We start from the raw sequence: 12,343 nt of genomic DNA on the forward strand, positions 1-12,343 counted from the left end.
GTCTTGTGTGGTGACTCGTGTGATGGGTGGTGCGGATCGGGTGGGCGGCCGGCCGCTCAGCCGGGCCAGGTGGCGTAGCGGCGCCGGCCGTACAACAGGGGGGCGGCGCCGGACGCCGGGTCGGGTGTCTCGGTGCGCAGGACCTCGCCGATGACGACGGTGTGGTCACCGGCCGGCACCAGCCGGCTGACGCGGCATTCGGCGAGGGCGTGCGCGTCCTCGGCCAGCGCGGGCAGCCCGGTGGCGGGGGCGGGCCGCCAGGGGACGGTCCGGAACCGGTCCGCGGCGGGCCCTGCGAACGCCTCGGCGGCGCGACGGCCGTCGCCGTGCAGGAGGTTGACCACGAAGGCGCCCCGAGCGACGAGCACCGGCAGGGTGCTGCCGGAGGTGGAGGCGCACACCAGCAGCTGCGGCGGATCGAGGGAGACCGAGCACAGGGCGGTACACGTGAAGCCGTGCGGTGTGCCCCGCTCGTCGGCGGTGGTGATGACCGCGACGCCGCTGGGGTGGGAGCCCATCAGGGCCCGGAAGGCGTCCCGCGTCACCGTGCGCGCCTCGGCGTCGGCGACCGGGGTCACCATGCGAAGGCCCGCGCGTCGTACAGGTTGACGCCGACCGCGGCCTTGCCCAGGTATTCCAGGCACTCGTGCGGCTTGGCCGGCATGACGGAGGCGAACGACGCCTCGCGGATGAGGCGCTCCAGCGGGTGGCTGCGGCTCACGGCGGCGGAGCCGCAGATGCGCAGCGCGTCCTGGGCGAGCTGCTGCCCCACCTCCCCGACGACGTACTTGGCCGCGTGCACCATGGCGTTGGCCTCCAGGCTGCCGCGCTCCGCGTCGACCAGGTCGCCGGCCTCGTGCAGCAGCGCGCGGGCCGCCCGCAGCCGGGCGGACATCCGGCCCAGCTCCTGCTGGATGACCGGAGATCCGGCGCGGTCGGGGTTGGCGGTGACGTGGTCGGTGGTGTGCCGGAAGAGGGCTTCGGCGATGCCGAGGTAGGCGCCGGTGTAGCCGGCGATCATCCAGTGCGGCTCCCGTACGACCTTGAACAGCGACATGCCTTCGACGCCGAGGTAGAGCCGGGAGCGGGGCACCCGTACCGCGTCCAGGGTCATGGCGGCGGTGCTGGTGCCGTACATCGCCGACATGCTGTGCACGGCGCCGAAGCCGACTCCGGGGTCGTCGGCGGCGACGACGAAGTGCGAGACGTCGCCGGTGTCCTCGGTGCCGTCGTCGGCGGCGGCCGCGACGACGTAGTAGTCGGCCACTCCGGCGAGGGAGACGAACGACTTCTTGCCGGTGAGCAGGTAGCTCTCGCCGTCGTCGGAGAGGCGGTAGCGGGTCTGCATGCCGCGGAGTTTGGCGCCCCGGCCGGCCTCGGAGGTGGCGGAGGCGAACAGTTTGCGGCCCCGCACGACCTCGTCGAGCATCCAGGCGCGGAACCGTTTCGCGGCGGGCGGCAGCGCGGTGCCCGCGGCGTCCGCGAGGGCGCCGATGACGACGTGGTGCATGTTGAATCCGAGGGCGGCGGCGCCGTTGTGCGTGCCGAGTTCGGCCAGCACCCGCCAGTAGTCGCCGAAGCCCAGGCCGGCGCCGCCCGCCTCGCAGGGCGCGAGCAGCCCCAGGAGGCCGGAGTCGCGCAGGAGGGCGTAGGTCTCGTGACCGTCGCGGCGGGCGGCGTCCACGTCGGCGGCGAGCGGGGCGAGGGCGGCGCCGGTCTCCGCGGCGAGTTTGAGGATGTCGTCCAGATGTGTCGGCAGCGTCATCGAAGTCCTCCGGGTCAGTTCTCGACGGGTAGGCCGAGTTGCCGTGCGATGCCGACCCGCAGCAGGTCGTTGGGGCCGGCATAGGTGAGTGCGGCCATGGGTCCGGCCAGGTCGGCGGTCAGCTCGGAGTCGGTGAGGAAGGCCCGCACGCCGGACAGCGCGGTGGCGTGTTCGGTGAGGCGTACGTAGTCCTCGGAGACCGAGATCTTGGTGAGGGCGGCTTCCGCGGCCAGCTGCCGGGCGGGCGTTCCGGCGTCGAGCCGTGCGGCCATGGCGTACAGCTGGACGCGGGAGCGGTGCAGTGTCAGCGCCATGTCGCTGACGCGGGCGGCGACCTGGTGGCTGGCCCCCATGGGGCGCCCGAAGTGGTCGCGGCCGCACGCCCAGTCGACGGTCCTGGCCAGGGTGCGGTGCATCGGGCCGAGGGCGTAGCCCAGGATCACCGAGCGCTCCCAGGCGGTGGTGGAGGCCATCACGGCCAGGCCGGATCCCTCCTCGCCGATCAGCGCGCCGGCCGGCAACCGCACGTCGTCGAAGAGCAGTTCCCCCATCGGGACGGTGGGCAGCGCGGTCTTGTCGAAGGTCTCGCCGCGGGAGACGCCCGGCAGGTCGAGGGGGAAGAGGAAGGCGGACAGCGCGAAGGGCGAGCGGCCCTCGGCGGTGCGAGCGAAGACGATCGCCCGGTCGGCGACCGGTGCGGCGGTGATGAAGGTCTTGGCGCCGTCGAGGACCCACCCGTCGCCCTCGCGCCGGGCGCGGGTGGCCATCGACAGCGGGTCGCTGCCTCCCTTGCGCTCGGTCAGCGCGTGGCAGAGCAGCACCCCGCCGTCCTGGACGTCGGCCACGGCGCGCCAGGCGTCCTGGGAGAGGGCGGCGCGCAGCGGGAACTGCATGCCGAAGAGTTGCGAGGCCAGGGCGTAGCAGAGGCCGGGGTCGACGCCGGCGAGGCCGATGCCCTCGATCGTGGCGAGCGCGCGGGTGACCGGTCCCGGTGCCTGGTCCGACGGGTCGGCGAGGCGGAGCACGCCGAGGTCGGCCATGGCCTGCCACTGCGTGGCGAAGTCCTTCTCCGCGACCTGTTCCCACGCCGGTGCGGCGAGGTCGCGGTAGCGGTCGACGAGTTGCTCGGTGCGCGGGTCGCCGGTGCGCAGCGGGCCGGCGGCGGTCATGCGCGGCCCTCGCCGGTGAGGGCGCCGATGGCGGTCCACAGGGCCTTGGGCGTACGGAAGTTGGCGGCGACGATCTCGGTGTCGGGCAGGGTGACGCCGGCTTCCTTGTCGAGTGCGGCGACGATCTCCATGATGGCCAGCGAGTCGATCAGGCCCCTCTCCAGAAGGGGCGTGTCGGGGGTGAGGGACTGCGGGTCCTCGCCGCGCGCCCAGGTGATGCGGCGGCCGATGAGGGTGCAGAGGTCTTCGACGGTGTTCATGTACGGCTCTCCTGAAGTGGTGCGGGGGCGGTGGCCTCGCTCAGGGCGCGGCGGTCGACCTTCCCGCTGGTGGTGGTGGGCAGGCTGGTGACGGGGACGACCCGGTCGGGCAGCATCCGCTTGGGCAGGACGGCCCGCAGATCGGCCAGGACCTCCCGTTCACCGGCGTCGGTCCTGGCGTAGACCCAGATCTGGCCGGCGTGCTCGCCGACCTTGGAGACCACGGCCGCTGTGGCGACACCGGGCAGTTCGAGGACGGCGCTCTCGATGTCCAGCAGGTCGATGCGGTGGCCGCGTCGTTTGACCTGGGAGTCGCGCCTGCCGCGCAGGAAGACGCGGCTGTCGGAGGTGATCCGGGCGATGTCGCCGCTGGCGTAGGCACGGCGGGTGACGCCGTCGCGAAAGGTCACCGTGACGGTCGGGTCGCTGAGTTCACCGCCGCGCAGGTAGCCCTGGAAGACGGTGGGCCCGGCGATGAACAGCTCGCCCTCGCCGTCGGTGGGCCGCCCGTCCTCGTCGAGGACGTCGAGGTGGACGCCGTCGATACCGCGGCCGATGGTCAGTTCCTGGTCGGCGCTCCAGTCGGCCGGGACCCGGTGGTAGGTGCAGGCGTTGGTCTCGGTGGGTCCGTAGAGGTTGTAGAACGGCACCGTGCCGAGGAGCCGCAGATACCGCTCCAGCAGCGGCGGGGCGAAGGCCTCCCCACCGAACGCGGCGATGCGCAGGCCGGGCGGCGGAGTGTCGGCGATGCCGCCCTGCTGGAGCATGCCGTGGTAGAGGGAGGGCACGGCCATGAAGGCGGTGATGCGCTGCTCGGTCAGCCAGCCGACCACATCGCGCGGGAAGGCGCGCAGCAGATCGGGCATGAGGACGGTGCAGGCGCCCGCGGCAGCGGCGCTGAACAGGTCGAAGGTGGTCAGGTCGAAGGTGAGGGCGGCCTGGGAGCCGATCCGGTCGTCCGGGGTGAGCCCGAACTCCCCCGCGGCCCACAGGGCGTAGTGCGCGACGTTCTCGTGCGAGAGCAGCACACCCTTGGGCCAGCCGGTGCTGCCGGAGGTGAAGAGGATGTAGCCGCCGCGGTCGGTGGGCGCGGGCAGCGGCGCCGGCCGCTGGTCGGGGTCGAGGACCCGCAGCCAGTTCAGTCCGTGGGCCAGAGCGCCCTCTTCGGCCCGCTCGCCCCCGCGGGCCTGGGCAGCGGCCCGGTGGCCGGCGGCCAGCGCGCGGTCGGTGGTCAGCAGCAGGGACACCCCCGCGTTGTGCAGCATGCGGGCGGTGCGCTCGGGCGGGTCGGCGGTGTCGAGGGGAGCGGTGACGGCACCGGCCCGCAGAGCGCCGTAGAGAGCGATGACGGTGGCCGGGGTCTTGGGTGCGTAGACGCCGACCCGGTCCCCCGGAGCGACCCCGGAGTCGACCAGCTGCGCGGCCAACGCATTGACGGCGCGGTCGAGTTGGGCGTAGGTCCAGCTCTCGCCCTGGCCCTCCAGAGCGGTGCGGTCGGGGTGGGTGTGCGCGGAGCGCGCCAGCAGGGCGTCGAGCCGCGGGGTGCTCGCGCCGGTCACCGTGCCGCCTCCGCGGAGGCGGTCGCCGGGTGGGCGGCGAGGAAGGCGCGGGTGGTGTCGATGACGAGCTCCGGGCAGACCAGGTAGGGGTAGTGGTCGCAGCCCTCGGGGACCAGCCGCTGCACGGGGCCGCGTACCGAGCGCCCGACGGAGTCGAGCTGGTCGAGCGAGCCGTACTCGTCCGCGTCACCCTGGATCATCAGGACGGGCGCAGTGACGTCGAGGTCGTCCTCGATGGACCAGTCACGGAAGCCGGGCGAGAGCCAGACCTCGCTCCACCGCTCGAAGACCGTGCGCGGTTCGTCGTGCACCAGCGCCATCTTTTTGGCGAGCGGCCCGGCTTCGTAGGAGGCGCGGGCGGCCTCGATGCCCAGTCGGTTCTGCTCCTCGAAGTACATGTGCGGCCCCATGGCGACCACCGCGGTGGCCGGGCGCACGGAGGCGTACAGCAGGGCCATGGACGCGCCGTCGCTGTGCCCGACCAGCACCGGGCGGTGCAGGCCGAGGTCGTCCAGGAGGCCGGGCAGCACGTGGTGGGCGTGCTCGTGCATGTAGCGCGGCGTGCGCGGCAGGGGGTCGGGGCCCGAACCGCCGTTGCCGTGGCGGGAGTAGACCAGGGCGCGCCGTCCGGTCGCGGCGGCGAGCCGGGCGGGGAAGCGGCCCCAGGCCGCGATGCAGCTGAGCCCTCCGTGCAGGAACACCAGGGGCGCCAGGTCCTGGTCGCCGTCGGTGAGGACGTATTCGAGGGGACCGTTGCGCGTGTCGATTATCGGCACATCAATATCCTTCTCGGTGGTTTGCGGTATCAGAATGGACATTCCGGCGGATCCGGCCGGTGACGACCTCGGGGCGGCGCGCGAGGGCGCAGAGGAATCCCGGGCGGCAGGCGGAATGACGGAAAGAGATAGTTGACCGGTGAACATTTGAATAGGCAGCACTGAGCCCGCCCGCACATCGCGTGTCCGGCAGCTCGATGCGACGCACCCGGCATTTCCGCAGGGCCGGCACGGCGATGCGAAGACAGCGCACCGCAATGCAGCCCAATTAACGGCGGCGCGAACCGCCGGAACAGCGCAGGGCGCCGTGAGAAATCTTTACGGAATGATTACGGAAAGAGCGAGCGAAGAGCCGAACGCAGCGCGCCCGGAAGCAGGGCGTCAGAGGAACGGAAAGGCGCACGCAGGCGACATCGCGGCGAAGCCTTCCGGAAATCCGCTAGCCGCGACCAGGGGCCCGGCACCGCATGCCGACCGGCCGGGCCGACCGCCACGCTCCCCCGCAGGCCGCCGCTCCCCGGCATCCGGCCGTGCCGGCGGGACGGCGGATCGACCCTGCCGACCGGCCGACGGATTCTTTTGCGTTTTCTTTGTCCAGCTTTTCCGAATCGCCGACCAACTGCCTGCTGCGGAAATTCTGCATCACTTACCCCCGTTGCACACATGGCTGTACACCCGCAGACGTCAGGTCATGGGTACCGGCCGTTACGCACTTCGCCGGGCACCCCGTCCGCTCGGTGACACCAGAAGACTAGACAGCCCGCCGGGGTTGGAGAAATGACATTGCTGCATCACCTATACGCTCCAAGAATGAACATCGACCTGCGTCACCTCCGATGCTTTCTGGCCGTCGCCGAGGAAGGCGGGTTCACCGCGGCCGGCCGCCGTCTCCATCTCGCCCAGCCGACCTTGACCCGGAACATACGGACGCTGGAGGAATCCCTCGGCGTCCGGCTCTTCGAACGCACCACCCGCAGAACGGAACTGACCGACAAGGGCGGAAAGCTGCGCGACGCCGTCGCCCCGCTGCTGCACCAGCTCGACTCGGTCCTCACCGATCTGCGCGAGGGCGAGCGACTTCGGGTCGGCTTCAGCTGGGGCCTTCCGGAGGGCTTATCCCGTCTCGCCACCCGGTTCACCGACGAGACCGGGGTCGATGTCGAGTTCGTCCGCTGCGACACCCCGCTGGCCGGCCTGGACACCGGCGTGGTCGATCTGGGGCTGCTGCGCGGCGAGACGCTCCCCAAGGGGCTGCGCGGGGTGTTCCTTTACGAGGAGCCACGCATCGCCGCGGTCCCCGCCGGCTGGCATCTGGCCGACAGCACCCGGCTGGACTGGTCAGAACTGGCGGAGTGGCCACTGGTCATCAACACCGTCAGCGGCACCACCTTTCCCGACATGTGGCAGGACGGCAGCCGCCCGGTGATCGGCGCGGAATGCCGCAACTTCGACGAATGGCTGGAGAAGGTGGCCGCCGGCCTCGGCGTGGGCACCGCACCGGTCTCCGCCGCCCGGCGCTACACCCACCCCTCCGTCCGCCTCGTCCCGCTGACCGGCGCCCCCACGGTGCGCGCCCACCTCGCCCACCCCTCGCACGGCGCGCACCCACAGGCGGCGCGGTTCGCCGACCGCGCCTGGCGGGCAGCGGGCGAACTGCCGTCCGGTGACGCGGACGGCAGACCGAAGGCGGGAGTGTGACACACCCGTGTCACAGATTGTGGACAGCGTGTCACCGGACCGTGCTCCGATCGAGACTCACGGTTTCCCCGTGTCCCTTAGAGTGCGACGCACGTTCTTGTGTGCGTATTCAAGGACGAGGCACTCGGGAGGGAATCGGTGGCATGCGCCGTGAGGTGAAGTACGGGCTGATCGGCGGATCGGTTGCCCTGGTGGCGGGAGTCGTCGGCGGCTTCACGCTGTTCGGCGGCTCGGACGAGTCGTCCCCGCAGGAGGTCAGGTCGGCGGACGGCGCACCGGGCGACAGCTCGCCCAAGGTGAAGACGGGCCCGCTGACCTCCGCGGAGGTCCACACCACCACGCGGGCGTTCCTGACCGCCTGGCAGTCCGGCGACGCCTCGAAGGCCGCCGCGCTGACCGACAGCCCGGACACCGCGAAGAGCGCGCTGGAGACCTTCAGCAAGCAGGCGAAGTTCTCCAAGGTGACGCTCACCCCCGGCAAGGCCACCGGTGGCACCGTGCCCTACACGGTCGCCGCACGGATCGACTTCAAGGGAGCCACGGCGCCCGTCTCGTACCGCACCTCGATGGACCTGGAGCGCGACACCTCCACCGGCAAGCCGCGCGTCGCGTGGAAGCCCGCGGTACTGCACCCCGACCTGGCCAAGGGCGACGAGCTGCGCACCGGCGAGGCCGAGGCACCGCCGATCAAGGCCGTGGACCGTAACGGCACCGAGCTGACGCCCGCCTCCCACCCGGCGCTGGCCGGCGTGCTGGAGAGCCTGCGGGACAAGTACGGCGACAAGACCGACGGCAAGCCCGGCGTGGAGCTGTTCATCCACCGCGCCAAGGCCGCCAAGGCCGCCGAGCAGCAGCCCGACAAGACGCTGAAGGTGCTCTCCAAGGGCACCCCCGGCACGCTCAAGACCACCTTGGACGCGGGGCTCCAGACGGCCGCGGAGAACGCGGTCAAGGGCAAGAAGGAAGCGTCCGCGACCGCGATCAAGCCCAGCACCGGAGAGATCCTGGCGATCGCCAACTCCCCGGCGAAGGGCTTCAGTGTCGCCACCCAGGGCTCGCTGGCCCCCGGCTCGACGATGAAGATCGTGACGGCGGCGATGCTGATGGACAAGGGGATGACGTCGCCGGGCAAGGCGCACCCGTGCCCCAAGTACGTGACCGTCGGCGGCTGGAAGTTCCAGAACCTCGACAAGACCGAGATCCCCAAGGGCACCTTCGCCCAGAGTTTCGCGGCGTCCTGCAACAACGCCTTCATCTCGCAGGCGGAGAAGCTCAGCGACGACGATCTGACGAAGGAGGCCAGGGACGTCTTCGGCATCGGCCTGAACTGGCAGACCGGCATCCCCACCTTCGACGGGAACGTGCCGGTGCAGAGCGACGCGCAGATGGCGGCCTCGCTGATCGGCCAGGGCGGTGTGCGGATGAACCCGCTCAACGTCGCCACGCTCGCCGCGACGGTCCGCGCCGGCTCCTTCCACCAGCCGTACATCGTCTCGCCGTCCCTCGACAACCGGACGCTCGCCAAGGCGCCGCGCGCCATGAAGCCCGGCACCGCGGCCGGACTGAAGTCGCTGATGCGGCTGACGGCGACCTCCGGCACGGCCGCCGAGGCGATGTCCGGCGTCGGCGGTGACATCGGCGCCAAGACCGGCTCGGCCGAGGTCGACGGGCAGAAGAAGCCCAACGCCTGGTTCACCGCCTACCGCGACGACCTGGCCGCGGCGGCCGTCGTCCCGGCGAGCGGCCACGGCGGCTCCAACGCGGGCCCGGTGGTCCGCGCCATCCTCACCGCCGGCTGACCGGGACGGGGCGCCCGCTCGGGCGCCCCGGTGGAATCGGTTCGCATGGCCCGTACAGCTTTCGCTAGCGTGCGGGCCATGAGCGATTCCGCGTCCCCCACGCCCACCGCCACGACCACCGGCAGCTCCCCGGCTCCTCCGGGAGGCTCCACGCCGCCCGCCGCACCGGGCACGGCCGACGAGGCCCGCCGGGCCGCCGACGTGCGCGAGCGCACCGCGTGACCCCGCTCGTCGTCGTCGCGGTCCTGATAGCCGCCGTCACCCACGCCGGGTGGAACGCCATCGCCCACGGGATACGCGACCAGCTCCTCGCCTTCACCCTCGTCGGCGGCGGAGGCGCGCTCTGCGGTGCCGTCCTGGCCGCCTTCACTCCCCTGCCGGCCGCCGGCGCCTGGCCCTTCCTGCTGGGCTCCGCCGTCCTGCACGTCGTCTACCAGGCGCTGCTCATGCAGTCGTTCCGGCTGGGCGAGTTCGGCCAGATGTACCCGATCGCCCGGGGCACCGCGCCGCTGGTCGTCACGGTCCTCGCCGCCGTCTTCGTGCACGAGATCCCGGACACGTGGGCGCTGACCGGTGTCGTGCTGGCGTCGGCCGGCCTGGTCGGCGTCGCGCTGTGGGGCATGCGCGGCGCCCGCCCGAAGGGCCACGAGGGCACATCGGGCCCGTCCGTCCAGTGGCCGGCGATCACCGCCGCCCTCGCCACCGGGCTCGCCATCGCCGCGTACACCACCGTCGACGGCCTCGGTGTCCGCGCCTCCGGCACCCCCCTCGGCTACATCGCCTGGCTGATGGTCCTGGAGGGGATCGCCATCCCCGCCTACGCCCTCGCCACCCGCCGTCGCGCGCTGCTCACCCAGCTGCGCCCGATCGCCCTGCGCGGGCTGCTCGGCGGAGTCCTGTCGGTCTTCGCGTACGGCCTGGTCCTGTGGGCGCAGACCAAGGCACCGCTCGCCCCGGTCGCGGCCCTGCGGGAGTCCTCCATCATCGTCGGCGCCGCCATCGGCGCGGTGTTCTTCAAGGAGCGCTTCGGCGCGCCGCGTATCGCCGCGGCGGGTCTGATGGTCGTCGGCATCGGCCTGATGCTGCACGCGGGGTAGGCGCGCGAGCCGGCGCCCGGGACGGCTGCCCCGCCCCGGCTCAGCCGCCCTTCAGCGCCTTGCGGAGCTCGGTGTTGGCGATCAGCACCCCGCCGTCGACGGGCAGGGTGATGCCGGTGACCCAGGCTGCGTCGGCCGAGGCCAGGTAGGCGACCGCGGCGGCGATGTCCTCGGGGCGCCCCACCCTGCCCAGCGGATAGGCCCGCGCGGCGCGGCGCAACGCGTCCTCGTGCCCGTCCCAGTTGGGGGTGTCGACCGTCCCCGGAGCGACGAGGTTGACCCGCACACCCCGGGGCGCTGCCCGGCCGGCGAGGGTGCGGGTCAGACTTGCCAGGCCGGCCTTCGCGGCGCTGTAGGCGTGATTGCCGAAGTCCTGGATGCCGTTGACGGACCCGATGTTGACGATCGCGCCGCGGCCGCCGGCGGCGGCCAGGTGCGGCAGCGCGGCCCGTGCGCAGCGGAACGCGCCGCCGAGCGTGATGTCGAGGTCCGCCGCCCAGTCCTCGTCCGGCTGGTCCTCGAACTCCGGGGTGTCGGGGTGGCAGGAGCAGGCGTTGTTGACCAGCACGTCGAGGCCACCGAACCGCTCGGCCGCGTACGCCACCGCGGCCTCCACCGCGGCCCGGTCGGCCACGTCGCACGCCCGTGCCTGGCCGTCGCCACCGGCCGCGCGGATACCTTTCGCGGCGCGTTCCGCGCGCGCTCCGTCGCGGTCGGTGATCAGCACCCGGGCCCCCTCGTCGGCCAGCCGCCGCGCGGTGGCCTCCCCGATGCCCCGGCCCGCGCCGGTGATCAGCACCCCGTACCCGTCGAATCGCCGCGTCATGGCTCCGCCCTTCCCGCCGCACACCGTCCGGCCGGGCGCCCCGGCCTGTGTGCTCTCTACCCAGGACGGGCGCCGGGGCTCATCCCGCGGCGCGGACCGCCGCGGCCAGGCCCCGCACCAGCGCCTGGGCGCGCGGGTCGGCGGTCACGTTCTGCTGCATCCCGTTGGTGGTGTAGCCGAAGGAGAGACCGCTCTCGGGGTCGGCGAAGGCGAGGGAGCCGCCGCGGCCGGGGTGGCCGAAGGAGCCCCGCGCCAGGAGCGGGGCCGCCGCCCCGTGCAGCATGAAGCCCAGGCCGAAGCGGGTGTTGACCACGAGGGTGCGGTCGGGCCCTGCGGACTCCTCGGTACGGGCCAGGGTCAGCGTCGCGGGGGCGAAGAGGCGGGGGTGGCCGTCGACGGCGCCGATGAGGGCGGCGTAGCAGCGGGCCAGGGAGCGTGCCGTGGCGATGCCGGCGGAGGCGGGGAGCTCGGCCTCGCGGTAGGCGGCGGCGTTCTCGTCCGGTGCCGGGGAGATCGCGGCGAAGGCGCGGCGGGTCAGCGAGGCCGGGTCGAGGTAGGCGTCGGTGACGGACTGCTTGGGGCGCACCCGCAGGCCCGACGAGGCGGCCGGGGCGGGCGTCTCGATCTCGGCGAGCCGGCCGACGCGGGAGTGCAGCGCGGGCGGGAGCCCGATCCAGAGGTCCAGGCCGAGCGGGCCGGATATCTCCTCGGCGATCCAGCTGCCGATGCTGCGGCCGGTGATGCGCGCGACCAGTTCGCCGATCAGCCAGCTGTAGGTCTGCGCGTGGTAGCCGTGGTCCTCGCCGGGCGTCCAGGCGGGGGCCTGGGCGGCGACGGCGGCGGGGCCGCTGACACCGTCGACGGCCTGCTCGGGGGTGAGCGGGGTGTCCAGGACGGGCAGCCCGGCGCGGTGCGAGAGGAGGTGGCGGACCAGGACACGGTCCTTGCCCGCTGCCTTGAACTCGGGCCAGTACGTGCCGACCGGCGCATCCAGGTCGAGCTGTCCGCGCTGGTGCAGCACGAGCGGGACGACGGCGGCGATGCCCTTGCTCGCGGAGCGCACCAGCATCGCGGTGTCCGCCTCCCAGGGCGCGGCGGGCCCGTCCTGCGGGCCGTCGGAGGCCGCCCCGTCGGCGGGGACGTCCGGCCCGCCGTCCCCGTGCTTCGTGCCGCCCCACAGGTCGACGACCTTGCGCCCGTGCCGGTACACGGCGACGGCCGCGCCCCGCTCACCGCGCTGTGCGAAGTTTGCCGCGAAGGCGTCCCGGACCGGCTCGAAGCCGTCCTCGACCGTGCCCTGGACGTCCACCACTGATTCCTGCTTCCCACTCATCCGTCGCGTCGGTGACCCATCAATGGTGCAACGTGCGGATCAGTGCTGGTGACCAGGGCCT

12 protein-coding genes are annotated in these 12,343 nt (G+C 72.8%); 4 read left to right on the forward strand and 8 right to left on the reverse strand.

The features are described 5' to 3' along the window. Positions 1 to 56: 56 nt before the first annotated feature. From ACGFZW_RS09515 to ACGFZW_RS09540, 6 genes are read right to left on the reverse strand one after another with little or no spacing between them, the layout of a single operon-like run. Entirely contained in the window at positions 57 to 581 is a 525-nt protein-coding gene (locus tag ACGFZW_RS09515; RefSeq protein WP_393892491.1) for a flavin reductase family protein, read from the reverse strand. After that, entirely contained in the window at positions 575 to 1,765 is a 1,191-nt protein-coding gene (locus tag ACGFZW_RS09520) for an acyl-CoA dehydrogenase family protein (protein WP_393892492.1), read from the reverse strand. The genes ACGFZW_RS09515 and ACGFZW_RS09520 overlap by 7 nt, the downstream gene beginning before the upstream one ends. A 14-nt stretch (positions 1,766 to 1,779) precedes the next feature. Continuing rightward, positions 1,780 to 2,934: an acyl-CoA dehydrogenase family protein gene (locus tag ACGFZW_RS09525; protein ID WP_393892493.1), complete on the reverse strand. Its 1,155-nt coding sequence runs from the start codon at positions 2,932 to 2,934 to the stop codon at positions 1,780 to 1,782. Beyond that, on the reverse strand, positions 2,931 to 3,194 hold the full coding sequence (locus tag ACGFZW_RS09530) for an acyl carrier protein (protein ID WP_393892494.1): 264 nt from the start codon (positions 3,192 to 3,194) through the stop codon (positions 2,931 to 2,933). Before ACGFZW_RS09530 ends, ACGFZW_RS09525 begins: the two co-directional genes overlap by 4 nt. Continuing rightward, entirely contained in the window at positions 3,191 to 4,753 is a 1,563-nt protein-coding gene (locus ACGFZW_RS09535) for an amino acid adenylation domain-containing protein (protein ID WP_393892495.1), read from the reverse strand. Before ACGFZW_RS09535 ends, ACGFZW_RS09530 begins: the two co-directional genes overlap by 4 nt. Then, positions 4,750 to 5,529: an alpha/beta fold hydrolase gene (locus tag ACGFZW_RS09540; protein ID WP_393892496.1), complete on the reverse strand. Its 780-nt coding sequence runs from the start codon at positions 5,527 to 5,529 to the stop codon at positions 4,750 to 4,752. Before ACGFZW_RS09540 ends, ACGFZW_RS09535 begins: the two co-directional genes overlap by 4 nt. An 810-nt stretch (positions 5,530 to 6,339) precedes the next feature. On the opposite strand from ACGFZW_RS09540, the gene ACGFZW_RS09545 reads away from it, so the two are divergent. The 4 genes from ACGFZW_RS09545 (at position 6,340) to ACGFZW_RS09560 (ending at position 10,123) form a co-directional block, all read left to right on the forward strand. Next, complete coding sequence (locus ACGFZW_RS09545; RefSeq protein ID WP_393892497.1) at positions 6,340 to 7,227, forward strand: LysR family transcriptional regulator; 888 nt, start codon at positions 6,340 to 6,342, stop codon at positions 7,225 to 7,227. Between the two features lie 143 nt (positions 7,228 to 7,370). Beyond that, on the forward strand, positions 7,371 to 9,026 hold the full coding sequence (locus ACGFZW_RS09550) for a penicillin-binding transpeptidase domain-containing protein (RefSeq protein WP_393892498.1): 1,656 nt from the start codon (positions 7,371 to 7,373) through the stop codon (positions 9,024 to 9,026). Positions 9,027 to 9,104: 78 nt separating this feature from the next. After that, entirely contained in the window at positions 9,105 to 9,248 is a 144-nt protein-coding gene (locus ACGFZW_RS09555; protein ID WP_393892499.1) for a hypothetical protein, read from the forward strand. Beyond that, a complete protein-coding gene (locus ACGFZW_RS09560; RefSeq protein ID WP_393892500.1) occupies positions 9,245 to 10,123 on the forward strand; it encodes an EamA family transporter in 879 nt (292 codons plus the stop codon). The genes ACGFZW_RS09555 and ACGFZW_RS09560 overlap by 4 nt, the downstream gene beginning before the upstream one ends. Before the next feature lie 40 nt (positions 10,124 to 10,163). On the opposite strand, the gene ACGFZW_RS09565 is transcribed toward ACGFZW_RS09560, so the two are convergent. Next, on the reverse strand, positions 10,164 to 10,949 hold the full coding sequence (locus ACGFZW_RS09565; RefSeq protein WP_393892501.1) for an SDR family NAD(P)-dependent oxidoreductase: 786 nt from the start codon (positions 10,947 to 10,949) through the stop codon (positions 10,164 to 10,166). Positions 10,950 to 11,028: 79 nt separating this feature from the next. Next, the gene (locus ACGFZW_RS09570) at positions 11,029 to 12,282 is read right to left on the reverse strand and encodes a serine hydrolase domain-containing protein (RefSeq protein WP_393892502.1); all 1,254 of its coding nucleotides are present in this window, start codon (positions 12,280 to 12,282) and stop codon (positions 11,029 to 11,031) included. Positions 12,283 to 12,343: the final 61 nt, after the last annotated feature.

This window comes from Streptomyces sp. NPDC048248, from assembly GCF_043201875.1.
Lineage (GTDB): Bacteria > Actinomycetota > Actinomycetes > Streptomycetales > Streptomycetaceae > Streptomyces.